Genomic DNA, 25,051 nt, shown 5'->3' on the forward strand with positions numbered 1-25,051 from the left:
GGAGCGGTCGGAACGGTCAGAGCTCTTCGCTGGGAGCGGTCGGAACGGTCAGAGCTCTTCGCTGGGAGCGGTCGGAACGGTCAGAGCTCTTCGCTGGGAGCGGTCGGAACGGTCAGAGCTCTTCGCCCGGAACGGCCGGAACGGTCAGAGCTCTTCGCTGGGAGCGGTCGGGTCGAGCTGGCGCGGCTGGGTCGCCACTCGCGGATGGTGCAGGTCGAAGGCAGGGCGCTCGGACCGGATACGCGGCAGCGAGGTGAAGTTGTGCCGGGGCGGCGGGCAGGAGGTCGCCCACTCCAGCGAGTTGCCGAAGCCCCACGGGTCGTCCAGGGTCACCCTCGGCGCGCGCCGGGCGGTGATCCACACGTTGTAGAGGAACGGCAGCGTGGAAAGGCCGAGGACGAACGAGCCCACCGAGGACAGCAGGTTGAGGCCGGTGAAGCCGTCGAGGGCGCTGTAGTCGGCGTAGCGGCGCGGGAAGCCCTGCGCGCCCAGCCAGTGCTGGACCAGGAAGGTGGTGTGGAAGCCGATGAACAGCAACCAGAAGTGCACCTTGCCCAGGGTGTCGTTCAACATCTTGCCCGTCATCTTCGGCCACCAGAAGTAGAAGCCCGCGAACATCGCGAACACCACCGTGCCGAAGACCACGTAGTGGAAGTGGGCGACCACGAAATAGGAGTCGGTCACGTGGAAGTCCAGCGGCGGCGAGGCCAGGATGACGCCGGTCAGGCCGCCGAACAGGAAGGTGACCAGGAAACCGACGGCGAACAGCATGGGCGACTCGAAGGACAGGTGCCCTCGCCACATCGTGCCGGTCCAGTTGAAGAACTTCACGCCGGTCGGGATCGCGATGAGGAACGTCATGAACGAGAAGAACGGCAGCAGCACCCGTCCGGTGCCGAACATGTGGTGCGCCCACACGGTGACCGACAGGCCGGCGATGGCGATGGTCGCGCCGACGAGGCCGATGTAACCGAAGATCGGTTTGCGGCTGAAGACCGGCAGGACCTCGGTCACGATGCCGAAGAACGGCAGCGCGATGATGTAGACCTCGGGATGGCCGAAGAACCAGAACAGGTGCTGCCACAGCAGCGGCCCCCCGGTCTGGGCGTCGTAGATGTGCGCCCCCAGCTTGCGGTCGGCCTCCAGGGCGAGCAGAGCGGCGGCCAGCACGGGAAAGGCGATCAGCACGAGCAGGCCGGTCAGCAGCACGTTCCAGGTGAAGATCGGCATCCGGAACATCGTCATGCCGGGCGCGCGCATGCAGATGATCGTGGTGATGAAGTTGACCGAGCCGAGGATCGTGCCGAGCCCGGACAGCACCAGGCCGACGATCCACAGGTCGCCGCCGGTGGTCGGGGAGAACGTCGCGACCGACAGCGGGGTGTATCCCGTCCAGCCGAAGTCGGCGGCGCCCCCGTTGGTGAAGAACCCGCTGAGCGCGATGAGGCCGCCGAAGGTGAACAGCCAGTAGCTGACCATGTTCAGACGGGGGAAGGCCACATCGGGCGCGCCGATCTGCAGCGGCATGACCACGTTGGCGAACCCGGCGAACAGCGGTGTGGCGAAGAACAGCAACATCACGGTGCCGTGCATGGTGAACAGCTGGTTGTACTGCTCCTCGTTGACGAACTGCAGCCCGGGATGGGTGAGCTCCGCCCGGATGACCAGCGCCATGATGCCGCCGATCAGGAAGAAGACGAACGAAGTGATCAGGTAGAGATATCCGATGACCTTGTGGTCGGTCGTGGACAGCCACGACACGAGCTTCGATCCCTTGGTGCTCGGCACAAGCGTGGGCCGCTGCTGCACGGTCGTCACGGCTGGCTCCCTCCCGTCGGCGACAGCCGGGTGAGGCCGGACTCTTCTCGCTACGTCCGCCCACCACCCCCTTGCCCGGCTTCCGGGGGACGAACACTCCCACAGACCTTCGCAAGCAGCCCCATAAGGGTTCTTTCCTGGAAATTTCCCCTTTGCTCTACGAATGAGGGGCAGGCGCCGTCTCCTCGCGACATCGGCGCCCCTTGGTCCCGTCCTCACGGTGAACGCCCCCGAGTTGGTCCCGTCCTCACGGTGGACGCCCCCGAGCGGCGACACGGGCCGCAAGCCGTAAAGTCCCCTTCGTGACCGCTATAGCCGAACTCGTCGCCGCACTTGCACCGCACAAGGTGCTGACAGACCCCGATGTGACCGATTCCTACGCGCGGGACCGGACCTTCCTCGAACCGGGCAGGCCGCTGGCCGTCGTGCCGGCCGAGACTCGCGACGACGTGGTCGCCGTCATGAGATGGGCGAGCGAGCACCGGGTGCCGGTGGTGCCCCGGGGCGCCGGGACGGGGCTGGCGGGCGGGGCGACGGCGGTCGAGGGATGCGTCGTCCTGGCGATGCACAAGATGACGGCGATCAGGGAGCTCTCCCCCGCCGACGAGATCGCCGTGGTGGAGCCCGGTGTCATCACCGCGGACCTGGATCGGGCGGCCCGCGAGTACGGGTTGATGTACGCGCCCGACCCCTCCTCCTACGAGATCTCCACGATCGGCGGCAATCTGGCCACCAACGCTGGCGGCCTGCGGTGCGTCAAGTACGGCGTGACCCGCGACTCGGCGCTGGGGCTGGAGGTCGTGCTGGCGGACGGACGGGCTCTGAACACCGGCAGGCGCACGGTGAAGGGCGTCACGGGCTACGACCTGACGGGGCTGTTCGTCGGTTCGGAAGGAACGCTCGGTGTGATCACCGCGGCCACCGTACGGCTGCGCCGGGCGCCGGCGGTCTATCCGGCGACGATCGCGGCCGAGTTCACCTCCTTCAGGGACGCGGGCGCCGCGGTCGCGGCGATCATCGCGGCGGGCTGTCAGCCGTCGCTGCTGGAGATGCTCGACCGGACCACGCTCAAGGCCATCGACGACTGGAAGAACATCGGGTTGGAGGACTCCACCCAGGCGATGCTGATCGCGCAGTCGGACGCGGCGGACGGTCCGGCGGTCGCCGAGCGCATGGCGGAGCTGTGCACGGCCAACGGCTCCCCCTTCGTGGCGGTGTCGTCGTCCCCGCAGGAGGCCGAGGAGCTGATCGGGGTTCGGCGGATGGCCTACCAGGCCAAGGAACGGCTCGGCAAGTGCCTGGTGGAGGACGTGTGCGTGCCGCGTTCCGCGCTACCGCACATGATCGAGAAGATCGAGGCCATCGCGGCCAGGCACGACGCGCTGATCGCCACGGTGGCACACGCGGGCGACGGCAACCTGCACCCCATCTTCATCTTCGACCACGGCCTGGCCGACCCGCCGCCGAACGTGTGGGCGGCCGCCGACGAGGTCTTCCGGGAGACCCTGGAGATAGGGGGCACGCTCACCGGCGAGCACGGCGTCGGGCTGCTGAAGCGGCGCTGGCTGTCGTTGGAGGCCGGACCGGTCACCGAGGAGATCCACCACGGGATCAAGCGGGTCTTCGACCCGCTCGGCATCCTCAACCCCGGCAAGGCCATCTGAGCCGCGGCCTGCCGCGACGGGTCACCGAGTGAGGCTGATCTCCGCAGATCCTCCGTATCACTGCCCACACTGGTAGCGTTCTACACCACATAACCCAATTTTCATGCTTTGTCGGGGGGTCATCGTGGTGCAGCCGCTCTCGGCGGAGGATCCTCCTCGGCTGGGCCCGTTCGAGCTGACCGGCCGCCTTGGGGAGGGCGGCCAGGGGGTCGTCTACCTCGGGCGGGGGCCGGCGGGCGAGCAGGTCGCCGTCAAACTTCTTCATCATGGGCTGGCGGCGGATCCCGACGCCCGGACCCGCTTCCTGCGGGAGGTCTCGGTCGCCCAGCGCGTGGCCCGGTTCTGCACCGCCCCGGTGCTCCACGCCGACCTCGCGGGCAGCCAGCCGTACATCGTGAGCGAATACGTGCCGGGTCCCTCCCTGCGGCAGCTGGTCGACCGGGAGGGCCCGCGGCGCGGCGCCGCGCTGGAGCGGCTCGCCATCAGTACCGCCACCGCCCTGTCGGCGATCCACCGCGCGGGAATCCTGCACCGTGACTTCAAGCCCGCCAACGTGCTGATGGGCCCCGAGGGACCGGTGGTGATCGACTTCGGCATCGCCAGGGCGCTGGACTCGCCGGGGATGACCGCGACCGGGATGGCGATGGGGACGCCGTCCTACCTGGCGCCCGAGCAGCTCAGCGAGGGAGAGGTGACCGCCGCGGCCGACGTGTTCGCCTGGGGCGTCACGATGGTCTTCGCCGCGACCGGGAAGCCGGCGTTCGGCGCGGACTCCATCGCCGTGGTGATGAACCGGATCCTGACCGTGGAACCCGATCTGGGCGGCATGGAGGGGCAACTGCGCGAGCTGGTCGCCGCGTGCCTGTCGAAGGACCCGTCACGGCGTCCCACCGCCGAGGAGCTCGTCAGCCATCTGATGGGCGCGACGCTCGCCTCCCCGATCCGGCGGCAGGCCCCGGCGCCGCAGGCCTCTGCGCCCGCCGCGCCGCAGGCGGCCGTGCCCGCCGGATCGCCGCAGGCTCCCGCGGGACCCACGCAGGCTTCGCCGACGGCCCCGCCCGTTCCGCCCGCCGCCGCACCGCGACGCGGGCGCAAGACGCGGCGGCCGGTCGGGCTCGTGCTGGCGGGAGTGGCCGTGCTGAGTGCGGCGGCCGGGACCGCGGTGGCCCTGCAGAGCGGCAAGGCCGCGGCGGTGCAGCCCGTGACGGCGGCGTCCGCCCTGCAGGAGGCCGATGAGTCGGATCCGGAGCTCACCCCGGACGACCCGCCCTCGGCGTGGGAGTCTCCCAAACCCAAGAAGAGCCCCTCCCCCACCGTCCGGGCCACGACCGAGCCGATCCCCCGCCCGACCGTCAGGCCGAGCCACCGGCCGACCAAGGAGGCCGGCGGGGACTCGGGAGACGGGGAGCCGGACGAGACCACCTCGGAGACGCCGACGACGGTCGAGCCGTCGGACGCGGGCACCGCGACCCCGACCCCTCCGGCGACGGCCAAGCCCACCGTCAAGCCGACGGCCAAGCCGACCGCCACCGCCAAGCAGACGGTCTCGCCTCCGAAGCCGAACCCCTACACCGCCACCGGCGTCTGCGGCGCGGGCTACAAGGTGGTCGACTCCAGGGCCCTGGGCGGCGCCGCGACCGTCTATCTGCTCTACAACTCCGGTGCGGGCAAGAACTGCGTCGTCACCATGTCCAAGTACGTGTTCCCCTCGAAGATCAGCATGAACGCGATCCTCCAGGTGCAGGGCGGCGCGTCGGGGAGCAACCCCGGTTCCTTCACCGCGTATGCGGGCCCCCTACGGCTCGCCGCCGTCAAGAAGTGCGTCATCTGGGGCGGCTCGCACGGCGCGCTGTCGTGGAAGAGTGGTTGGAGCCACTGCACCTGACCCGCGGGCAGGCCGGGTCGCCGGTCCTCCGAACGGTTCCCGAGACGGTCCCGGTTCATCAGAACCGGGACCGTCTCGCGTTCGGCGCTCTTCGGCACAGCCCTGGCAGGGGCCCCGGTTCTCGGCTACCGTAACTGACGTGATCGTCAAATCCGAGGCACTGACCAGCCGGGGCAGGCGAACGCGGGCCGGGCTGGTCCGGGCCGGGCGGGAGGCGTTCGAGGAACACGGCTACGACGCCGTGCGGGTCGACGACGTCTGCGCCCGAGCCGGGGTCTCGCACGGCACCTTCTACACCTATTTCGGCTCGATCGAGGAGCTGTTTCGCGAGGTGGCGGCCACTGTGGTGGGCGAGATGTTCGCCGCCGGCGTGGTCGGCCCCACCGTCCCCGACGACCCCTACGCCCGCATCGAGGCGGCCAACCTCCGCTACCTGCGCGCCTGGGCGGCCAACTCCCGGCTCGTGCGGATGTTGGAGCAGGCCGCGGACACCGACGAGGGTTTTCGCGCGCTCCTGCTCGAGCTGCGCGAGGTCTTCGTACGACGAGGTGCGGACGGGCTGCGCCGCCTGCAGGAGCAGGGCCTGGCCGATCCGGCGCTGGACCCCCGGCTGACCGCCGTGATGCTGGGCGGGATGGTGGAGCACTTCGCCCACGTCTGGCTCGACCTCGGCGAGCGGGCCGACGAGCAGACGGCCGTCGCCATGCTCACCACGCTCTGGGCCAGGGCCATCGGCCTGACGTCCGTGTCAACCAAGGGAACGGTTTCATGAGCCGGCTGGACACCTCCGGGGACGACTACCTCACGCGGCGCGAGGCGATGCTGGCCAAGCTGGCCGATCTCGACGCCGAGCACGCCAAGGCGGTGGCCGGCGGCGGGGAGAAATACCTCCGACGACACCGCGAGCGCGGCAAGCTGCTCGCCCGGGAGCGGATCGAGCTGCTGGTCGACCCCGACTCGGCCTTCCTGGAGCTGTCGCCGCTGGCGGGCTGGGGCAGCGACTTCCCCGTCGGAGCCGGCGTGGTCACCGGGATCGGAGTCGTCGAGGGCGTCGAGTGCGTGATCAGTGCCAACGACCCGACCGTGCGAGGCGGCGCGTCCAACCCGTGGACCCTGCGCAAGACGCTCAGGGCCGCCGACATCGCCCTGCAGAACCGGCTGCCCCTGATCAACCTGGTGGAGTCCGGCGGGGCCGACCTGCCGACCCAGAAGGAGATCTTCATCCCGGGCGGCCGCGTGTTCCGGGACCTGACCCGGCTGTCGGCCGCCGGGATCCCGACGATCGCCCTGGTGTTCGGCAACTCCACGGCCGGCGGAGCCTACGTCCCCGGGATGAGCGACCACGTGGTCATGGTGAAGGAGCGCGCGAAGGTCTTCCTCGGCGGGCCGCCACTGGTCAAGATGGCCACCGGGGAGGAGGCCGACGACGAGTCGCTGGGCGGGGCCGAGATGCATGCCCGCGTCAGCGGTCTGGCCGACTACCTGGCCGCCGACGAGCGCGACGCGCTGCGAATCGGGCGGCAGATCGTCAAAGGCCTGAACTGGCGCAGGCTCGGGATCGCGGCGCAGGCCGTGCATGCCGTACGGGACCCGCGCTACGACGAGGACGAGCTGCTGGGGATCGTCCCGGAGGATCTGAAGATCCCCTTCGATCCGCGAGAGGTGATCGCGCGGATCGTGGACGGGAGCGACTTCGACGAGTTCAAGCCCCTGTACGGCGGGAGCCTGGTGACGGGGTGGGCGCGCCTGCACGGCTACCCGATCGGCGTCCTGGCCAACGCCAGGGGCGTGCTGTTCAGCGAGGAGGCGCAGAAGGCCGCCCAGTTCGTCCAGCTCGCCAACCAGACGCGCACGCCGCTGATATTCCTGCAGAACACGACCGGCTACATGGTGGGCAAGGACTACGAGCAGGGTGGCATCATCAAGCACGGCGCGATGATGATCAACGCGGTGTCCAACTCGACCGTCCCGCACATCACGATCGTCATGGGAGCCTCCTACGGCGCGGGCAACTACGGCATGTGCGGCCGCGCCTACGATCCCCGGTTCCTGTTCACCTGGCCGAGCGCCAAGTCGGCCGTCATGGGCCCCTCGCAGCTCGCCGGAGTGTTGTCCATCGTCGGTCGCGCCGCCGCCCAGGCCCGTGGGCAGGCCTACGACGAGGAGGGCGACGCGGCGATGCGTCAGATGGTCGAGGCGCAGATCGAAGCCGAGTCGCTGCCGTTCTTCCTGTCCGGGCGGCTCTACGACGACGGCGTCATCGACCCGCGCGACACCCGGACCGTCCTGGGCCTGTGCCTGTCGGCCGTCAACAACGCCCCCGCCCCGGAGCCCGCCGGCTTCGGCGTCTTCCGGATGTGACCGCGCCCATGCCCATGACCGTGCCCACGCCCGCACCCGCGACCATGTCCATGACCGTGCTCGCACCCGCGACCACGACCGTTTCCACGACCGTGCCCGGCCGTCCCGCTCGCCCGTCCCTCCCCTCATCGCATCGGGTGTCCTCATGATCAGCCGCTTGCTCGTCGCCAACCGGGGTGAGATCGCCCGCCGCGTCTTTCGCACCTGCCGTGACCTCGGCATCGAGACCGTCGCGGTCTTCTCCGACGCGGACGCCCATATGCCCCACGCGGCCGAGGCCGACCACGCCGTACGGCTCGCCGGTGTCAAGCCCGCCGACACCTATCTGTCCGTCGAGGCGATCGTCGGCGCGGCCCTGGGAACCGGCGCCGACGCGGTCCATCCGGGCTATGGGTTCCTGTCGGAGAACGCCGCGTTCGCGCGGGCCGTGCTCGAAGCGGGCCTGACCTGGGTCGGCCCGTCCCCCGAGGCCATCGCCGCCATGGGCTCCAAGATCGAGGCGAAGGCGTTGATGGCCGAGGCCGGTGTTCCGGTGCTCCCGGGCTTCACCGCCGGGCCCGGCTACTCGATGGACGATCTCGACCGGGACCTGGACGCGGTGTCCGGCCGGATGAGCGGCTCTGCGCCTGAGCGGCGGATCCCCCTGCTGGTGAAGGCGTCGGCCGGCGGCGGCGGGCGCGGCATGCGGGTCGTGGAGCCGGCCGACGACCTGCCCGGCGCGGTGGAGTCGGCACGGCGGGAGGCCGAGGCGGCGTTCGGCGACGGGACGGTCTTCGTCGAGCCCCTGCTGCGGGACGCCCGGCACATCGAGGTCCAGGTCCTGGCCGACCGGCACGGAACGGTGTGGGCGCTGGGCGAGCGGGAGTGCTCGATCCAGCGACGGCACCAGAAGGTGATCGAGGAGACTCCCTCCCCGGCGGTCTCCCCCGCGCTGCGGACACGACTGTGCGACGCGGCGGTCACGGCGGCGAAGGCGATCGGATACGTCGGCGCGGGGACCGTGGAGTTTCTCGTGAAGGACGACACGGTCGCGTTCCTGGAGATGAACACCCGGCTGCAGGTCGAGCACCCGGTCACCGAGTGCGTCCACGGCGTCGACCTGGTCGAGCTCCAGTTGCGGATCGCCGAGGGCGCCCGGCTCCCCGAGTCGCCGCCGGCCCCGTCCGGCCATGCCGTCGAGGCACGGCTCTACGCCGAGGACCCCGCGCGCGACTGGCTTCCGCAGAGCGGCACCCTGCACCGCTTCGACGTCCCCGGCGTGCGCGCGCGTTTCTCCCCTCTGCCCCACGACGCGGCCCACGGCCTGCGGCTGGACTCCGGAGTCGAGGACGGCTCCGAGATCGGCGTGCACTACGACCCGATGCTCGCCAAGGTCATCTCCTACGGAGCCGACCGTGCCGACGCCGTGCGCAGGCTGGCCACGGCCCTGTCGAAGGCGAGCGTCCACGGACTCGTCACCAACCGGGACCTCCTGGTCAGGGTCCTTCGGCACGAGGCGTTCCGCGCGGGAGACACCCACACGGGGTTCCTCACCGAGCACGCGGACGCCCTGGCGGCCGGTCCGCACGGGGCGGGCGCGCCCGTCCCTGCCGCCGAAGCGCAGGCCGTACGGCTGTCCGCCCTCGCGGCCGCCCTGGCCCAGGCGGCGGCGAACCGGGCGGCGGCGACGGTGCAGGCCGGACTGCCCAGCGGGTGGCGCAACGTGGTGTCCCAGCCGCAGCGCGCGGCCTTCGAGGAGACGGAGGTGGCCTACCGGATCACCCGGGCCGGCCTGCGGGCCGAAGGCTTCCCCGGCACGAGCCTGGTGAGCGCCACACCCGCCCTGGTCGTCCTGGAGACCTCCGGTGTGCGGCACCGCTTCGCCGTCGCCCGCTACGACGGCGTGACCCACGTGGACTCTCCCCTCGGCCCGATACGGCTCACGCCGCTGGCCCGTCTCCCCGAACCGGTCGAACACGTGGTCCCGGGCTCCCTGCTGGCGCCGATGCCCGGTACCGTGCTCCGGGTCGAGGTGAAACCCGGCGAGCCTGTCGCCGCGGGCCAGGCGGTCGTGGTGGTCGAGGCCATGAAGATGGAACATCGGATCACCGCCCCCGCGGCGGGAACGGTGTCCGCGCTGAACGTGGCCCCGGGCCGGCAGGTCGAGGCGGGAGCCGTACTGGCCGTGATTGAGGAGCAGAAATGAACACCGACGGGGGCTGGCCGGTGGAGCGCCTGGTGCACAGGGAGGTGTCCGGCGGGGTCGCGACGATCACGCTGGACTCCCCGCGCAACCGCAACGCGCTGTCCGTGCGGCTGCTGGGCGATCTGGAGGACCGGCTCAACTGGGCGCTCGCCGAGGAGAGCGTGCGGGTGATCGTGCTCACCGGGACCGGACCGGTGTTCTGCGCCGGCGCGGATCTCAAGGAGCAGCGGATCGAGCCGGGCAACGCGCACGAGGCGCCGGTGACCGCATCCTTCCCGGAGATCATGAACCTGATCTGGGAGAGTCCCAAACCGGTCGTCTGCCGGTTGAACGGCACCGCGCGCGCCGGAGGGCTGGGCCTGGTGGCGGCCTGTGACTTCGCGATCGCGCCGGACACGGCGTCGTTCGCGTTCACCGAGGTACGGCTCGGCGTGGTCCCCGCGATGATCGCGGTGACCGTGCTGCGGCGGCTCGACCCCCGGGCCGCGGCCGAATACCTGCTCACCGGAGAGGTCTTCGACGCCGCCCGCGCCCAGGAGATCGGCCTGCTCACCCGGGCCGTGCCGGAAGAGGACCTGGACGGCATGGTCGCCCACTACACCGACATGCTACTGCGCGGCGGACCCGAGTCGCTGGCGCTCACCAAGCAGCTCGTGCGGACCGTGCCCACGCTGCCGGTGGAGGAGGGACTGCGGCAGATGGCCGAGCTGTCCGCCCGGCGCTTCACCTCCGCCGAAGGCCAGGAGGGCATCGCCTCCTTCATGGAGAAACGGCCCGCGTCCTGGATCCCCCAGGAGAGTTGACATCGCGGTCCGCCGGCCCGCGGTGACACGGCGGCACGGCCCGGACCCCCCACCCCAGGAGGCTCGATGTTGCGCATCGCCAACTGCTCCGGCTTCTACGGCGACCGGCTGTCGGCCGCCCGGGAGATGGTCGAGGGCGGTCCGATCGACGTGCTCACCGGCGACTGGCTCGCCGAGCTGACCATGCTGATCCTGGCCGGGAACCGGTTGAAGGGCCGTCCCGGTTACGCGCCGACCTTCCTGCGGCAGCTGGAGCAGGTCCTGGGGACGTGCGTGGACCGGAACATCAAGATCGTTTCAAACGCGGGCGGGCTGGATCCGGCCGGGTGCGCCGAGGCGGTGGCCGAGCTGGCCGACCGGCTGGGGCTGACGGTGAGGGTCGCGCACGTCACCGGCGACGACCTGTCCGGGCACGATCTGGGCGACGCACCGAACCTGGACACCGGGGAGAAACTGCCCGCGGCGCCGCTGACCGCCAACGCCTACCTGGGGGGCCGGCCGATCGCCGCCGCCCTGTCCGCCGGGGCGGACGTGGTGGTGACCGGCCGCGTCACGGACGCCGCACTGGTCACCGGCCCGGGAATCTGGCGGTACGGCTGGCGGCCCGGCGATCACGACGCGCTGGCCGGCTCGGTGGTGGCCGGGCACGTCATCGAGTGCGGCTGCCAGGCCACCGGCGGCAACTACGCGTTCTTCGGCGAGGTGCCCGATCTGGCGCACTGCGGGTTCCCGCTGGTGGAGCTGGAGCCCGACGGGTCCAGCGTGATCACCAAACACCCCGGGACGGGAGGGCTGGTCTCGGTGGGCACGGTCACCGCGCAGCTGCTGTACGAGATCGCCTCGCCGCGCTATCCGGGACCCGATGTGGTGGCGCGCTTCGACACGATCCGCCTGGAGCAGCAGGGACCGGACCGGGTTCGGATCTCCGGGGTTCGCGGCGAGGCCCCGCCGGACACGCTGAAGGTCGCCGTCAACTACGTGGGCGGCTACCGCAACACCATGACCATGGTTCTGACCGGCTTGGAGATCGAGGCCAAGGCCCGGCTCGCGCAGGAGGCCATCTGGTCCCGGGTGCCCAGGGACCGCTTCGACCAGGTCCACGTCGAGCTCACCCCGCTCGGTGACACCGCCCTGCTGCGCATCACCGTGATGGACGCCGACCGGCGAAAGGCCGGGCGTGCCTTCTCCTCCGCCGTGGTCGAGACGGGCCTGGCCAGCTATCCCGGCTTCTACGGCCTCACCCCTCCCGGTGACGCCTCTCCCTACGGCGTCTACTGGCCGACCCTCGTCCCGGCGGAGACGGTCCGGGCACGTGCCTGGCTCGACGGCCGGGAGCTCGACATCCCGCAGACCGGCGGCCGGGAGTCCCCGGACCGGGCGGCCGGCGGGCAGGAGCCCGGCGGCGGGCATCCGGCGGCCGGCCGGGCGGCGCCGGTCGGCTCACCGGAGACGAGATGGCCGGAGGCGGGGCGACCGGAGACGAGATGGCCGGAGGCGGGGCGGGACGGACCGGGACCCGTGGCGGGCGGGCCGGTCGTACGGGCCCCGCTGGGCACGATCGTGGGTGCCCGGTCGGGGGACAAGGGGGGAAACGCCAACCTTGGCGTCTGGGTCCGCACGGCCGAGCAGTTCGCGTGGTTGTCGGGTCATCTCACGGTCGAGCGGCTCAGGGAGCTCCTCCCGGCCACCGCCGGCCTGGAGATCGAACGCTTCGACCTTCCCAACCTCCACGCCCTCAACTTCGTCGTCCACGGCCTTCTCGGCAGGGGCGTGGCCGCCAGTCCTCGCCTCGACGCCCAGGCCAAGGCCCTCGGCGAGGAACTGCGCGCCCGGCGGGCCGACATCCCCCGCTCCCTTCTGTGACCTCCCGCGCCGGCCTTCCACACCGGCCGCCCGCACCGGCCGCCCGCACCGGTCTTCCACGTCGGTCTTCCGCACCGGGTGCCCGCACCGCCGTGGCGGCCGGGCATTGCCGTACGGGAGCGTCGCCGTACAGGATGGGCAGGTGCCGTACGGCGGGCCGGGGCCCGGAGAGTTCGTCGCACCGAGCGCCGGGGCGGGAACCCTTGACCCCGGAGGTCGGGGATCATACATTCGCCCTGACAGAACATAATTCGGTTAAGGTGAACGGATGACCTCCACGCACATCGATGTCCGCGCGATCGACTTCGACGCGCTGGGTGCGTGGATGGACGAGCAGGGGCTGCCGGCCGGGGCGTTCGAGCGGGTGGAGCCGGTGGCCGGCGGGACCCAGAACATCATGGTGCGTTTCGACCGGGGTGGGGCGTCCTATGTGCTGCGCAGGCCGCCTCTGCATCCGCGGGCCAGGAGCAACGAGGTGCTGCGCCGGGAGGCGCGGGTGCTCGCGATGCTCCGGGACACCCCGGTGGCGGCGCCTCGGCTCATCGCGGCCTGCACGGACGAGACGGTCATGTCCGGCGCGGTCTTCTATCTGATGGAGCCGGTCCGGGGGTTCAACGCCACCGTCGGACTGCCCGAGCCGCACGCCGGCGACCCGGCGATCCGCCATCGGATGGGCCTCGAAGCCGCCCTGGCGCTGGCCGAGCTCGGCCGGGTGGACCACGGCGGGCTCGACGGCTTCGGCCGGCCCGAGGGATTCCTGGAGCGGCAGGTGCCCCGGTGGACGGGCGAGCTGGAGACCTACTCGGCGCTCGACGGGTATCCGGGGCCCGAGATCCCCGGCCTGACCCAGACGGCCGGCTGGCTGGAGCGCAACAGGCCGCGGGTCTTCTCCCCCGGGGTCATGCACGGGGACTACCACCTGGCCAACCTGATGTTCGCCTACGACGGGCCCAGGGTCGCCGCGATCGTCGACTGGGAGATGTGCACGGTCGGAGACCCCCTGCTGGACCTCGGATGGCTGCTGGCCACCTGGCCCGCCCCGGACGGCGGGGGCACGCTCGTCGGCGGCACTCCCGGGATCGCCGGACTGCCCGCCGTCAAGGAGATCGTCGAGTGCTACACGGCCCTGTCCGACCGGGACACCTCGGCCATCGACTGGTACACGGTGCTGGCCTGTTTCAAGCTCGGCATCATTCTGGAGGGCACCCATGCCCGCGCGTGCGCGGGCATGGCCCCCAAGGACATCGGAGACCTTCTCCACGCGACCGCGCTGAGCCTGTTCGCCCGCGCCCGGAGCTTCATGTGAGGGCGCTCCGCGTGCGTCGCCCCGACACGCGATCCTCCCGCCGCCCCCTTCTTGATGGGCGAAATATGCGTATTTAGGATGTCGAAACCTTCCTGCAACCTTCCGAACTCTAGGATTGCTCGCAATTGCAACATGAGGTTGGATCGGGGAAGGAATCAATCATGCGTTTGCGGTTTCTTGGCTCCACTTCGGAGGCGGGCGCCTGTCCCTCCCTCTACGAGACCGACCGCGGCACCATCGTCGTGCAGGGTCTGCATGTCACCGACGCCGAGGCGCTGTCCGATCTCCGCCACGTTCTGGATGGTGAAACCGCAATCGAGGTCCCCAGAGAGCTTCTTGTGGACATCGCCCGTCGGGTTCTCCTGTAAATATTGATCACGATTGGGGAGACCCCTATGGCATGACCGGCCCACCCGGTCTAACCTCATGCGCACCGTGCGGGAAGGCGCGTGAGCGCGCGGAACGGACGAGCCGGCAAGAACGGCGAAGCCGGCGCCCACACGGCTGGTGAAGGAGATCGGGTGAGCGGGTTCCAGCAGGTCAGGGCCGATCTGGGCGTGCAGCTCAGGCAGTTGCGCGAGGCGGCCCACCTGTCCGGCAAGGAGCTGGCCGAACGGCTGAAGTGGCAGGCTTCCAAGGTCTCCCGGATCGAGAACGCCCGCCAGACCGCCACGGAGGACGACATCACCCAGTGGGGGCGGGCCGTCCAGGCCGCCCCCGAGGTCGTCGAGGAGCTGATCGAGCAGGCCTCGGGGCTGCTGGAGCGCCAGGACTCCTGGCGGCAGCGGCACCGCAGCGGGCTGGCCGCGCTCCAGGAGGACATCCGCGACCTGGAGATGCGGACCTCGCTGTTTCGGGTGTTCGAGCCGGGAGTGGTCATCGGCCTGCTGCAGACCACCGAGTACGCCCGCAGCATCTTCACCCGGATCAAACGCCTCTACAACGCGCCCGACGAGATCGACGCCGCCATCCGGGTGCGCATGCAGCGCCAGGAGATCCTCTACGACCAGAGCAAGCGGTTCCGCTTCATCCTGCCCGAGGCCGTGCTGCGTTACCGCCTGGCCCCGCTGGACGTCATGCGCGGCCAGCTCGACCGGCTGCTCGCCGTGACCGCGCTGCCGAACGTGGAGTTCGGGGTGGTCCCCTTCGAGGCTCCGCTCCCCTCCGCCCTGCTCAACGGCTTCTGGATCTATGACAGCGACCAGGTCGCGGTGCCGACGAGGACCCGCGACCTGGTTCTGCGCGACCCGGAGGACGTCACCTTCTACGAGCGCGCATTCGAGGAGTTCTGTGAGGTCGCGGCCTTCCGGGACGAGGCCAGATCGGTGATCGTCCGGGTGCTGGAGGACTTCGCGAAACAATCCGCGGATTAATCCCCGCAATTGCTTGATTAACCTCCCAAGATCGTGCAATTCTCTGTCGAGACGGAGGTGACGCACGATGCTGGACACGCTGTCTTGTCTGGAGAGGTTCGCCACTGAGACGCGGCGACACGCCGACCTGTCGGTGCAGAGGATGTCGTTCGGAGACCCTGCTTACGTGTGCGTCCGCAATCGCTTCAGCAGCACACTGGTCGAGACCGTGACCTGTTCCCAGGACGGCGGTTTCATCACCTCGTGGGGTTACCGGCTGGGCAGCACCGACAACATCGAGGACGCCGCCGCGCGGCTGGCCTTCCTGCTCGCGGCACTGCCGGCCTGAGCTCCGGGTCCGCCGCCCGAGGGGCGGAGCCCTCCGCGGAGACTCAGGCGGGGAAGACCGCCGCGTCGAGGCCGACCTCCCGGGCGGCGGCGACCCGGGCGTGGTGCAGGAGCCGGGCGCGGGACATGTTTCCGGCGTGCAGAGTGTAGCGGACGACCAGGCCGTCGAGCATGCCGTCGATCCGCTCGGCTGCCCCCTGGGGGTCGTCGCAGACGAACTCTCCCCCGGTCACACCACCGGCGATCACCTCGGCCAGGATCTCGATCCAGGCGCCCTCCAGCTCCAGCAGGATGGTCCGGACGTGCGCCTCGCGCACCCCGACGGCCCAGGCGTCGAGCCAGAGGATCCAGCTCTGGTCGGACCGAGAGGCCGGGATGTAGAAGCGCAGGACGCGATCCAGCCGCTCGACGGCGGTCCCCGGCTCCGAGGCGATCTCCCTCAGCCGCTGGACCTCCGACTCGCTGGTGCTGCGGAGCATCTCGGTGATGAGATCGTCCTTGGTGGCGAAGTGGTAGTGGATCAGGCCCCCGCTCACGTTGGTCGCCCTGGCGATGTCGGCGACGCGGGTGCTGGCGAGCCCGCGTTCGAGCACGACCCGCCGGGCGGCTTCGAGCAGTTCCGCGCGCCGGTGGTCCGCCTGGTCTGCGCGGCTGCCGCGCGCCCCTCCGCTTTGCACGGCGCAAGACTACAGCGGTGAGACCGTACCGGCGCGGGTCATCCGCAGCGGTAGAGGGACCGGCCGCTGTCGCCACCACTGCCGCCACCACTGTCGCCATCGCTGCCGCCGTACTCCGAGGGGGCGACCACGGTGCAGTTGGCCTGCACCCACGCGCTCACCTCGGAGCCGCCGGCGAAGCCGCCGCTGGGACCGCCCCGGCCACCGCCCGGCAGCAGATACCTGAGCCGTCCCGAGGAGATGAGCTCCTTGAGCCGGTCCACGGTCATCGCCGGGTCGCCGCCGGTGAAGCCGCCCATGGCGATGACCGGCAGACGGGTGGACAGGATGATCGACGAAGCGCTCTGCGCGCTGCTCACCGCCACCAGCCAGCTCGCGCCCCCCTGGTTCTTCCTCAGGTAGTCGATCATCTTCTGGTCCACGGCTTCGCCCGGGCCGCCGCGCACCCCGCCCGGCATGCCATCGGGTCCGTTGGGCCGGGTTCCACCGGGGAGGCCTTCGGGAGGGCTCGCCGGGAAGCCTTCGGGCAGAGCGCCCCGGCCGGCGGGGAAGCCTTCGGGAAGCCTGCCCGGCATGCCGCCGGGACCTCGCATGCCGCCGAAGCCGCCGCCTGCCTCAGGCCCCGCGGTGGGGTTGGTCCCGTTGACCGACGAGCCCAGCGGGGTCAGGGCGTAGGCGGTGGGACCGGCCAGTCCCCCGGCCAGTCCGGCGAGCAGGGCGATCACGGCGATCCGCCGCCGTGGACGCCGGCCGAGCCGGGCCGCGACCAGCCCTGCCGCCGCGACCACCGTCACCGCGGCCACCGTCCAGGCCAGCCAGGGCGCGAAGTCCGGAGTACGGCAGAGCACCGTGAAGGCCCAGGCGCCGGTGATCGCGATGGCCGCCGGCAGCGCCCACGACCACGCCCGGGACTCCCGGTAGGCCTGCCACATCAACACCCCGCCGAGCCCGGTCAGGGCGGCGACGGCCGGCGCCATGGCGGTGGAGTAGTAGGGGTGGAAGGTGCCGCTGGAGAAGCTGAACACCACGTAGTGGACCGCCAGCCAGCCGCCCCACAGCAGCAGGGCCACGCGGGTGCCGCGCGGGAAGCGGCGAGCGGCCGGCAGCAGTCCCGAGACCAGGGCGATCGCGGCGAAGGGCAGCAGCCAGGAGATCTGCCCGGCCATGACCTCGTTGAACAGGCGTCCGGCCCCCGACTCACCGCCGAAGCCGCCGCCTCCCCCGCCGAAGCCGCCGCGTTCGCCGCCGAAGATCCGGCCGAGGCCGTTGTAGCCGATGACCAGGTCCCGGACGGAGTTGTCGGTGCTGCCTCCGATGTAGGGGCGGCTGGAGGCGGGCCACAGGTCCACGATCACCATCCACCAGGCGCTGGAGAGCGCCAGCGCGGCGCCCGCGACGAGCAGCCGGCCGAGGCGGCGTGGCATCGTGCCGGGGGCCATGGCCAGGTAGACCGGGGCGAAAGCCGGAAGCACCAGGTAGGCCTGGAGCATCTTGGTGTTGAAGGCCAGCCCGACGAGGGCGGCCGACAGGACGAGGGTGCGCGTGCGGCCGGTGCGGATCGCCTCCTGGCAGAACCAGGCGGCCAGCACCAGGAGCAGGACGAGGACGGTGTCGGGGTTGTTGTCCCGGTTGATGGCGACCGTGATCGGGGTCAGCGTCATCACCAGCGCGGCGAGCAGCCCCGCGGCGTGGCCGGGCGTGCCGGGCAGCGCCCGCCGTACGGCCGAGTGGACCACGCCGACGGCGGCGACGCCCGCGACGGCCTGGGGCAGGAGCATGCTCCACGTCCCGAACCCGAAGACCCGCGCGGACACCCCCATCACCCACAGCGCGAACGGCGGCTTGTCCACGGTGATGAAGGACCCGGAGTCCAGGGCGCCGAAGAAGAACGCCTTCCAGCTCTGGGTGCCGGACAGGATCGCGGCGGAGTAGTAGCCGTTGGCGTAGCCGTTGCGCCCGAGGGCCCACAGGTAGAGGACGGCCGCCAGCGCGAGTACGCCCCACAGGCCGGGCCGTGCCCAGCACGGGGCGCCGGGCGCGCCGGCGGCCGGGGAAACGGACGGGCCGGGGGTGTGGGAGGTCATGGTGTGGGAGGTCATCGGGTGGGAGGTCATCGGGTGGTCTCCTTCGTGCGGCGGGGGTGGAAGACCCACACGCGCAGCAGCAGGAAGCGGACCAGGGTGGCCAGGGCGTTGGTGGCGATGACCGCGGCCGACTCGGCGGTGGCGGAGGCTTCGGGGACGAGGTGGTCGAGCAGCGCCAGGCCACCGGTGCTCAGCAGGAGGCCGATGAGGAAGGCCAGGCCGCCTTCGAGCTGGTGGCGGAGGGCTCCGGCGCGGCCGGTGACGCCGAAGGTGAAGCGGCGGTTGGCGGCGGTGTTGGCGACGGCGGTGACGAGCAGGGCCAGGGCGTTGGCGGCCACGGCGGGCACCACCAGCCGCAGGGCCACGAACAGGACCAGATGCGCCAGGGTGCTGATCACGCCGATGACGGCGAAGCTGGGCAGCTGGCGGGCCATGCCTGCGGGCAGCCTGGCCTTCTGGACACGCGGCGGCACCGGGATCCGGGCCGCGCCCGCCAGGGTCTTGCGCGCCACTCTGGCCATCCCCCGCAGATCGTCCAGGGCCGTCCTGACGATGTCCACCCGGCTGTCGGGGTCGTCCACCCAGTCGACCGGCACCTCGTGGATGCGCAGGCCGTGCCGCTCGGCGAGGAGCAGTAGCTCGGTGTCGAAGAACCACTCCTCGTCCTCGACCGCGGGCAGCAGCGCCTGGGCGATCTCGGTGCGGGCGGCCTTGAACCCGCACTGGGCGTCGGAGAATCCGGCGCCCATCGTCGAGCGCAGCAGCAGGTTGTAGGTCCGCGAGATGAGCTCCCGTTTCGGGCCGCGCACCACGTTCGCGCCCTTGGACAGCCGGGTGCCGATGGCCAGGTCGCTATGGCCCGACAGCAGCGGGGCCACCAGCGGCAGGAAGGCGTCCAGGTCGGTGGACAGATCCACGTCCATGTAGCTGACCACGTCGGCGTCGCTTTCGGACCAGACCCGGCGCAGCGCCCGTCCCCGGCCCTTGGCGTCGAGGTGGACGGCACGCACGTGCGGCAGCTCGCGGCCGAGGCCGGTGGCGACCTGCCAGGTCGCGTCGGTGCTGGCGTTGTCGGCGATCGTGATGCGGAAGCCGTACGGGAAGGTGCCCGTGAGGTAGGCGTGCAGGCGGCGGACGCTCTCGGCGAGCACCGGCTGCTCGTTGTGCACCGGAACGACGATCTCGACCAGTCGGGTGCGTGGCGGTGCCGTCAACTGCTTCACGCTTCCCCCCATGGGTGAGGACTCGGATCTCTCATGACCCCAGGCTCGCCAGGCGACCTTGAGTGAACCTGAGGCGATCATTAACACCCGGTGAGAAAACCGGAGGGCTCCCAGGATGGCCGAGACCTCTTGTAAATGGCTGTATATGGGGATTTGCGGGCGGCGAGGTCAGCGTCGATCGGGAGAGCCGGGCAGGCGCATCCGGGCGAGGGTCCCGCCGCCGGCGGCGTTCTCCAGAGCGATCTGTCCCCCGGCGTCTCGTACGGCCTGCGCCACGATGGCCAGCCCCAGCCCCGAGCCGGGCATGCTGCGGGCCGAGGACGACCGCCAGAACCGGTCGAACACGTACGGCAGCTCGTCCCGCGGGATGCCCGGGCCGCGGTCCCGGACCGTCAGCTCGCCCCCGCGCAGCCGTACGGTCACCGGCCCCTGGGAGAACTTCACCGCGTTGTCCAGCAGGTTCACCACGGCCCTTTCCAGGGCGGCCTGGTCGCCGTGGACGTGCCAGGGGTCGAGACCGACCTCCATGGGGGTTTCGGGGGCGCGGAGCCGGGCTCTGCGCACGGCCGACTCGACCACGTCGTGAAAGGCGAACTCGACGTGCGGCTCGTGCTCGTCCTCCGAGCGCGAGAGCTGGAGCAGGTCCCCGACGAGCGTGGACATCTCCTCGAACTGGGCCTTGAGGTTGCCCAGCAGCCTGCGTTTGGGCTCCGGGTCGAGCGGGCGGCCGGCGTTCTCGCTGCGCAGCAGCAGGTCGATGTTGGTGCGCAGGCTGGTGAGCGGGGTGCGCAGTTCGTGCCCGGCGTCGGCGATCAGCCGCCGCTGGCGCTCGCGGGATCCGGCCAGCGCGGTGGTCATCGCGTTGAACGAGGCGCCGAGCCTGGCGATCTCGTCGGTGCCCTCGACCGGGATCCTGGTGTCGAGGTCCTCGGTCCTGGCGACGTGCTCGACGGCCTCGGTCAGACGGCCGACCGGGCGCAGCGCCGTACGGGAGATGAGCAGGCCCGCCAGGGCCGCGCCCAGCACGCCGAGCGCGGCGACCACCGCCAGGATCGCGGCCAGCCAGGTCAGCGTCGACTCGATCTGGGTCAGCGACCGCGCCTCCATCATCGCGACGCCGGGCGCGATGTTCTCGGTGCGCACCAGCACCGGGTCGCCGGTGTCGGTGACGCCGTCGCGCAGTCCGGCCCGCCCCGGTCCGCCGGCGGCCACCGCCCTGTCGGCCTCGGTCACCGCGACCGCCGTCTGGCCCAGCACGCACCGCCGGCCGTCGGGGTAGACCAGCTGCACCAGGGGCACGAAAGACCGCAGCCCGTCGCCCCCGGCGGGGGAGGTCCGCCCGGAGGCGCACATCTCGAGAATCCTGGACGCGTCCCGGTCCTTCGGGCCCTGTCCGGGCGGTCCTCCCCTCGGGGGTCCCTGGAGGGTCCGCTCCACCTGGGCGTAGAGCTGGTCACGGACGATGAGCCAGCACGTTCCGGCGCAGGCGGCGATGGCCAGGGTCACGGCCACCGTGATCAGGGCGGTGAGCCGGGAGCGCAGGGAGCGGCGGCGCCTCAAGGGGAGGTCCGCAGCACGTAGCCGACGCCCCGGACGGTGTGGATCAGCCGAGGGCGCCCGGCGGTCTCGGTCTTGCGGCGCAGATACATGACGTAGACGTCGAGGGAGTTGGAGGACGGCTCGAAGTCGAAGCCCCACACCTCGCTGAGGATCTGTTCACGCGTGAGCACCTGGCGGGGGTGGGCCATGAACAGCTCCAGCAGCAGGTATTCGGTCCTGGTCAGCTCCAGCGGCTCACCGGCGCGGGTGACCTCGCGACTGGCGGTGTCCATCCGCAGATCCCCGTGGACGAGCACGCCGTCGTCGCCGGCGGCGGGCCTGTTCAGGGCGCCACGCCGTAGCAGCGCCCTGACCCGGGCCAGCAGCTCGTCCAGCTCGAACGGCTTGACCAGGTAGTCGTCGGCCCCCGCGTCCAGCCCGGACACCCGGTCGCCCACGGCGTCGCGGGCGGTGAGCATGAGCACCGGCACGTGGTTGCCGGCCGTCCGGAGCCTGCGGCAGGCCGTCAGGCCGTCGAGCCGGGGCATCATCACGTCGAGCAGGACCAGGTCGTACGGCTTGCGCTCCAGGACCTCCAGTGCGGCCTGGCCGTCGCAGGCCAGGCCGACCCGGTAGCCCTCGAACTCCAGGCTGCTCTGCAGCGCCTCCCTGAGCGCGGGTTCGTCGTCAACGACCAGCACCCGCGCCGCCTCACCGTCACCCATGCCCCCAACGCTAGAGGCTCATGATGAGAACCCCATGAACGTCCTCGGCGGAGTTCGTCCGAGGTGAGGGCCCGGGGCGGGCGCGGCGCACCGCACGCCCTACCAGGCCACCGGGAGCGCGTGCAGGCCGAAGATCGGGCCGCCGTACTTGAACGGGAGCTCCTCGACCTCCCCCACGACGCGCATGCCGGGGATCCGCTCGAAGAGGGTCCGGTAGGCGATCTCCAGCTCGGCACGGGCCAGGTTCTGCCCGAGGCACTGGTGCACGCCGTACCCGAACGCCACGTGGTTGCGGGCGCCGCGCCGCAGGTCGAGCTCGTCGGGACGCTCGAAGGCCCGCGGGTCGCGGTTGGCCGAGGCGCCGAGCACGAAGAGGCCCTCCCCCGCCCGTACGGCCTGGCCGCCGATCTTCATGTCCTCGGTCGCGACCCGGTCGAAGGCGATCCAGTCCACGATCGAGTGGAAGCGCAGCAGCTCCTCCACCGCGAGAGGCCAGCCGCCGGGGTCGGCGCGCAGCCCGGCCAGCTGCCCGGGGTCGCGCAGCAGCGACAGGACGCCCAGCGGGATCATGTTCGCGGTGGTCTCGTGCCCGGCCACCAGCAGCAGGAACGTCATGCCGACCAGGGCGTCGTGGGAGAGTTCGCCGCTTTCCCGCCGCGCGGTCACCAGCCGCCCGACGAGGTTGTCACCGGGCTCGCGTTCGGCCTCGGTGATCAGGCCGTCGAGGTAGTGCCAGATCTCCATGGCCGCGTTCATGGAGTCCTGCGGGGCTTCCGGGGCGGCGCCGACCATCCTGCGGGTCCTGGACTGGAAGAAGTCGCGGTCGGCGTACGGCACGCCGAGCAGACGGCAGATCACCAGCGACGGCACGGCCAGCCCGAACGTCTCGACGAGATCGGCGGAGGTGCCCTGTTCGAGCATGTCGTCGAGGAGCCGGTCGACGATCTCCTGGATGGCCGGACGCATCTCCCTGATCCGCCGGACGCTGAACTCGGGGATGAGCATCCGCCGGTAGACGTCGTGCAGGGGCGGGTCCATGTCGATGAACTGGCCCTGCTGGAACCTCGCCCGCGCCTGCCGTTCCTCCTCGGAGACGGGCGCGGGCGACAGCGCGGCCATCGGATGGATCCTCTCCAGCGTCATCGAGGACCTGAACGCCTCGATCGACGAGCTCGTCGAGTGGGCCGCCGCCCAGCCCCGCACTCGCCGGGCCCGTGCGGAGGTCCTGGACAGGATCGCGGCGCTGCTGAACGACCAGTGGCGGCCGCTCATCCGTTTCGCCCAGGTCAATCAGGCCGCCATGTCCGATCTGCCGGCCGGGGCGCAGATGCAGGAACGCATGCTGACGATGGTGTCGGTGCTGAGCTCGCCCGAGGACGGGGCCGTGCAGCAGTTCGAGGCCCGGCTCGCGGTGATCGCGCTCATCCTGGGCAGCGGCCCGTTCCTGGTCGGGCTGGACCTGACCGACGAGGAACGGGCCACGACGGCGATGACCGTGGCGACCCGGCTGATCTCGGACCGGTAGGACCATCAGGCCAGGCCAGGCCGGGCCGGGCCGCGGCGCGGGGCCTCTGACCGGTAGGACCGTCCGGCCAGGCCGGGCCGTGGCGCGGGGCCATCGCGGCGCGGCTCAGGCCGGCAGGGCCGTCGCGGCGCGGCTCAGGCCGGTAGGGCCGTCGCGGCCGAACTCGGGTCGGCGCGGCTCAGGTCAGCAGGGCCATCGCGGCGTTGTGACCGGGGATGCCGCTGACGCCACCGCCGCGCCGGGCGCCCGCGCCGCAGAGCAGGATGCGCTCGAAGGCGGTCTCCACACCCCACTTGCCCGGCTCGCCGTACGGCCAGGACAGGTCGCGGTGGAAGATGTGGCCGCCGGGCAGGCCCGCCTCCTTCTCCAGGTCGATCGGGGTCTTGACCTCCAGGCAGAGGCTTCCGTCGGGGGCGCGCAGCAGGCAGTCCTCGATCGGTTCGGCGAGCACCCGGTCGACCGAGGCCAGCGTGGCCCGCAACGCGGCCTCACGCGCCCCGGCCGGGTCCTCGCGGAACAGCCGGGCGGGCATGTGCAGGCCGAACAGCGTCATCGTCTGGACCCCGGCGGCGCGCAGGTCGGCGCCGAGGATGGACGGGTCGGTGAGCGAGTGGCAGTAGACCTCGGCCGGGGGCAGGTGCGGGATACGGCCGGCCGAGGCCTGCGCGTAGGCCTCGGCGAGCTGGTCACGGCCCTCGTTGATGTGGAAGGTGCCGCTGAAGGCCGCCACCGGGTCCACCTCGGCGTCCCTGAGCCGGGGCAGCCTGGACAGCACCATGTTCACCTTGAGCTGGGCGCCCTCGGGCGTGAGATCGCCCGCCCCCAGCAGGCGGGTGAGCACGGCGGGCGGCACGTTGGCCAGGATCCGCTCTCCCCGGACCGTGTGCTCTCCGCCCTCGTCGCGGAAGGTGACCTCGCCCGAGGGATCGACGACGACGACCTCGGCCCCGGTCAGGATCTCGGCTCCGGCCGCGCGCGCGGCGTCGGCGAGACCGCCGGAGACGGCGCCCATGCCGCCGACGGGGACGTTCCAGTCGCCGGTCCCGTCCCCGATCACGTGGTAGAGCAGGCAGCGGTTGGCCAGCAGACTCCGGTCGGAGGGGTCGGCGAAGGTGCCGATCAGAGCGTCGGTGAGCACCACGCCGCGCACGGTGTCGTTGGCGAACCACTCGTCCACGACCTCGCCGATCGGGCGCTCGAACAGCTCCCGCCATGCGTGTCCGCCGACGAGGTCCCGCATCGCCGCCCGGTCCATGAGCGGCTCCAGCAGGGTCGGCGCGATCCGCTCGGCCACCTCGGCGGTCATCGCGTAGAAGCGACGCCAGGCCTCCAGATCGGCCGTTCCGCCGGTGACCCGGGCGAAGGAGGCGGCGGTGCGGCCGGCGTCCTCGTTGTCCACCAGCAGGCCGGTGTCCCCGGCGGGCGTGTAGGAGGCGTATCGGCGCCGGCGCAGCTCGACCTTGAGCCCGAGATCGGCCACGACCTTGGCGGGCAGCAGGCTGACCAGGTACGAGTAACGCGACAGCCGGGCCTCGACCCCGGGGAAGGCCTGCGCCGACACGGCGAGGCCGCCCACGTGGTCGAGGCGTTCCAGGACGAGCACCCTGCGGCCGGCGCGGGCGAGATAGGCGGCGGCGACCAGGCCGTTGTGACCGCCTCCGGCGATCACGACGTCATAGCGAGAACGAAACAC

20 protein-coding genes are annotated in these 25,051 nt (G+C 71.3%); 12 read left to right on the top strand and 8 right to left on the bottom strand.

Translation table 11 applies throughout. The features are described from left to right. Positions 1-144: 144 nt before the first annotated feature. The gene (gene ctaD / locus ACQPYK_RS33190; RefSeq protein WP_433239716.1) at positions 145-1,818 is read right to left on the bottom strand and encodes an aa3-type cytochrome oxidase subunit I; all 1,674 of its coding nucleotides are present in this window, start codon (positions 1,816-1,818) and stop codon (positions 145-147) included. 302 nt (positions 1,819-2,120) lie between these two features. Between ctaD and ACQPYK_RS33195 the strand changes: the two genes are divergently transcribed. The 11 genes from ACQPYK_RS33195 to ACQPYK_RS33245 all read left to right on the top strand — a co-directional run bounded on the left by ACQPYK_RS33195 (position 2,121) and on the right by ACQPYK_RS33245 (position 15,586). Next, positions 2,121-3,482 (top strand): FAD-binding oxidoreductase, encoded by a 1,362-nt coding sequence (locus ACQPYK_RS33195; RefSeq protein WP_433239719.1) that lies wholly within the window; start codon positions 2,121-2,123, stop codon positions 3,480-3,482. 124 nt (positions 3,483-3,606) lie between these two features. Next, complete coding sequence (locus ACQPYK_RS33200; RefSeq protein WP_433239722.1) at positions 3,607-5,367, top strand: serine/threonine protein kinase; 1,761 nt, start codon at positions 3,607-3,609, stop codon at positions 5,365-5,367. A 139-nt stretch (positions 5,368-5,506) separates the two neighbouring features. Then, complete coding sequence (locus tag ACQPYK_RS33205; RefSeq protein ID WP_433239725.1) at positions 5,507-6,139, top strand: TetR/AcrR family transcriptional regulator; 633 nt, start codon at positions 5,507-5,509, stop codon at positions 6,137-6,139. Continuing rightward, the gene (locus ACQPYK_RS33210; protein ID WP_433239728.1) at positions 6,136-7,728 is read left to right on the top strand and encodes an acyl-CoA carboxylase subunit beta; all 1,593 of its coding nucleotides are present in this window, start codon (positions 6,136-6,138) and stop codon (positions 7,726-7,728) included. The genes ACQPYK_RS33205 and ACQPYK_RS33210 overlap by 4 nt, the downstream gene beginning before the upstream one ends. 145 nt (positions 7,729-7,873) lie before the next feature. Continuing rightward, on the top strand, positions 7,874-9,913 hold the full coding sequence (locus ACQPYK_RS33215) for an acetyl/propionyl/methylcrotonyl-CoA carboxylase subunit alpha (protein WP_433239731.1): 2,040 nt from the start codon (positions 7,874-7,876) through the stop codon (positions 9,911-9,913). Then, positions 9,910-10,716: an enoyl-CoA hydratase-related protein gene (locus tag ACQPYK_RS33220; RefSeq protein ID WP_433239734.1), complete on the top strand. Its 807-nt coding sequence runs from the start codon at positions 9,910-9,912 to the stop codon at positions 10,714-10,716. Before ACQPYK_RS33215 ends, ACQPYK_RS33220 begins: the two co-directional genes overlap by 4 nt. 66 nt (positions 10,717-10,782) lie before the next feature. After that, on the top strand, positions 10,783-12,579 hold the full coding sequence (locus ACQPYK_RS33225) for an acyclic terpene utilization AtuA family protein (protein WP_433239736.1): 1,797 nt from the start codon (positions 10,783-10,785) through the stop codon (positions 12,577-12,579). 268 nt (positions 12,580-12,847) lie between these two features. After that, positions 12,848-13,885, top strand: coding sequence for a phosphotransferase family protein (locus tag ACQPYK_RS33230; RefSeq protein WP_433239739.1), 1,038 nt, complete (start codon positions 12,848-12,850; stop codon positions 13,883-13,885). 161 nt (positions 13,886-14,046) lie between these two features. Then, positions 14,047-14,253 carry a hypothetical protein gene (locus ACQPYK_RS33235; protein WP_433239742.1) on the top strand — a complete coding sequence of 69 codons (207 nt, stop codon included), beginning with the start codon at positions 14,047-14,049 and terminating at the stop codon, positions 14,251-14,253. Between the two features lie 153 nt (positions 14,254-14,406). Further along, positions 14,407-15,258, top strand: coding sequence for a helix-turn-helix domain-containing protein (locus ACQPYK_RS33240; protein WP_433239745.1), 852 nt, complete (start codon positions 14,407-14,409; stop codon positions 15,256-15,258). Between the two features lie 67 nt (positions 15,259-15,325). Beyond that, entirely contained in the window at positions 15,326-15,586 is a 261-nt protein-coding gene (locus ACQPYK_RS33245) for a hypothetical protein (protein ID WP_433239747.1), read from the top strand. Positions 15,587-15,629: 43 nt separating this feature from the next. Here ACQPYK_RS33245 and ACQPYK_RS33250 read toward each other — a convergent pair whose 3' ends face one another. The 6 genes from ACQPYK_RS33250 to ACQPYK_RS33275 all read right to left on the bottom strand — a co-directional run bounded on the left by ACQPYK_RS33250 (position 15,630) and on the right by ACQPYK_RS33275 (position 22,871). After that, entirely contained in the window at positions 15,630-16,262 is a 633-nt protein-coding gene (locus ACQPYK_RS33250) for a TetR/AcrR family transcriptional regulator (protein ID WP_433239750.1), read from the bottom strand. A 38-nt stretch (positions 16,263-16,300) separates the two neighbouring features. Next, positions 16,301-18,376, bottom strand: coding sequence for a glycosyltransferase family 39 protein (locus ACQPYK_RS33255; RefSeq protein ID WP_433239753.1), 2,076 nt, complete (start codon positions 18,374-18,376; stop codon positions 16,301-16,303). After that, positions 18,373-19,581 carry a glycosyltransferase gene (locus ACQPYK_RS33260; protein ID WP_433239756.1) on the bottom strand — a complete coding sequence of 403 codons (1,209 nt, stop codon included), beginning with the start codon at positions 19,579-19,581 and terminating at the stop codon, positions 18,373-18,375. Before ACQPYK_RS33260 ends, ACQPYK_RS33255 begins: the two co-directional genes overlap by 4 nt. A gap of 156 nt (positions 19,582-19,737) precedes the next feature. Further along, positions 19,738-21,129: a sensor histidine kinase gene (locus ACQPYK_RS33265; RefSeq protein WP_433239759.1), complete on the bottom strand. Its 1,392-nt coding sequence runs from the start codon at positions 21,127-21,129 to the stop codon at positions 19,738-19,740. Then, positions 21,126-21,833 (bottom strand): response regulator transcription factor, encoded by a 708-nt coding sequence (locus ACQPYK_RS33270; RefSeq protein ID WP_433239762.1) that lies wholly within the window; start codon positions 21,831-21,833, stop codon positions 21,126-21,128. Before ACQPYK_RS33270 ends, ACQPYK_RS33265 begins: the two co-directional genes overlap by 4 nt. A gap of 99 nt (positions 21,834-21,932) precedes the next feature. After that, complete coding sequence (locus ACQPYK_RS33275; protein WP_433239765.1) at positions 21,933-22,871, bottom strand: cytochrome P450; 939 nt, start codon at positions 22,869-22,871, stop codon at positions 21,933-21,935. Between ACQPYK_RS33275 and ACQPYK_RS33280 the strand changes: the two genes are divergently transcribed. Further along, positions 22,870-23,358, top strand: coding sequence for a hypothetical protein (locus tag ACQPYK_RS33280; RefSeq protein ID WP_433239768.1), 489 nt, complete (start codon positions 22,870-22,872; stop codon positions 23,356-23,358). The two genes, ACQPYK_RS33275 and ACQPYK_RS33280, sit on opposite strands and share 2 nt — an antisense overlap. A gap of 178 nt (positions 23,359-23,536) precedes the next feature. On the opposite strand, the gene ACQPYK_RS33285 is transcribed toward ACQPYK_RS33280, so the two are convergent. Then, positions 23,537-25,051, bottom strand: a complete 1,515-nt coding sequence (locus ACQPYK_RS33285) for a phytoene desaturase family protein (RefSeq protein ID WP_433239771.1) — start codon at positions 25,049-25,051, stop codon at positions 23,537-23,539.

The sequence above is a fragment of the Streptosporangium sp. CA-135522 genome, assembly GCF_050949235.1.
Taxonomy (GTDB): Bacteria; Actinomycetota; Actinomycetes; order Streptosporangiales; family Streptosporangiaceae; genus Streptosporangium.

Excerpts from the sequence above, each read along its gene's own strand:
- ACQPYK_RS33260 (WP_433239756.1), bottom strand. The coding sequence starts at position 19,581 with ATGGGGGGAAGCGTGAAGCAGTTGACGGCACCGCCACGCACCCGACTG.
- ACQPYK_RS33255 (WP_433239753.1), bottom strand. The coding sequence starts at position 18,376 with ATGACCTCCCACCCGATGACCTCCCACACCATGACCTCCCACACCCCC.
- ACQPYK_RS33225 (WP_433239736.1), top strand. The coding sequence starts at position 10,783 with ATGTTGCGCATCGCCAACTGCTCCGGCTTCTACGGCGACCGGCTGTCG.
- ACQPYK_RS33275 (WP_433239765.1), bottom strand. The coding sequence starts at position 22,871 with ATGGACCCGCCCCTGCACGACGTCTACCGGCGGATGCTCATCCCCGAG.
- ACQPYK_RS33270 (WP_433239762.1), bottom strand. The coding sequence starts at position 21,833 with ATGGGTGACGGTGAGGCGGCGCGGGTGCTGGTCGTTGACGACGAACCC.
- ACQPYK_RS33235 (WP_433239742.1), top strand. The coding sequence starts at position 14,047 with ATGCGTTTGCGGTTTCTTGGCTCCACTTCGGAGGCGGGCGCCTGTCCC.
- ACQPYK_RS33220 (WP_433239734.1), top strand. The coding sequence starts at position 9,910 with ATGAACACCGACGGGGGCTGGCCGGTGGAGCGCCTGGTGCACAGGGAG.
- ACQPYK_RS33215 (WP_433239731.1), top strand. The coding sequence starts at position 7,874 with ATGATCAGCCGCTTGCTCGTCGCCAACCGGGGTGAGATCGCCCGCCGC.
- ACQPYK_RS33280 (WP_433239768.1), top strand. The coding sequence starts at position 22,870 with ATGTCGATGAACTGGCCCTGCTGGAACCTCGCCCGCGCCTGCCGTTCC.
- ACQPYK_RS33230 (WP_433239739.1), top strand. The coding sequence starts at position 12,848 with ATGACCTCCACGCACATCGATGTCCGCGCGATCGACTTCGACGCGCTG.
- ACQPYK_RS33245 (WP_433239747.1), top strand. The coding sequence starts at position 15,326 with ATGCTGGACACGCTGTCTTGTCTGGAGAGGTTCGCCACTGAGACGCGG.
- ACQPYK_RS33210 (WP_433239728.1), top strand. The coding sequence starts at position 6,136 with ATGAGCCGGCTGGACACCTCCGGGGACGACTACCTCACGCGGCGCGAG.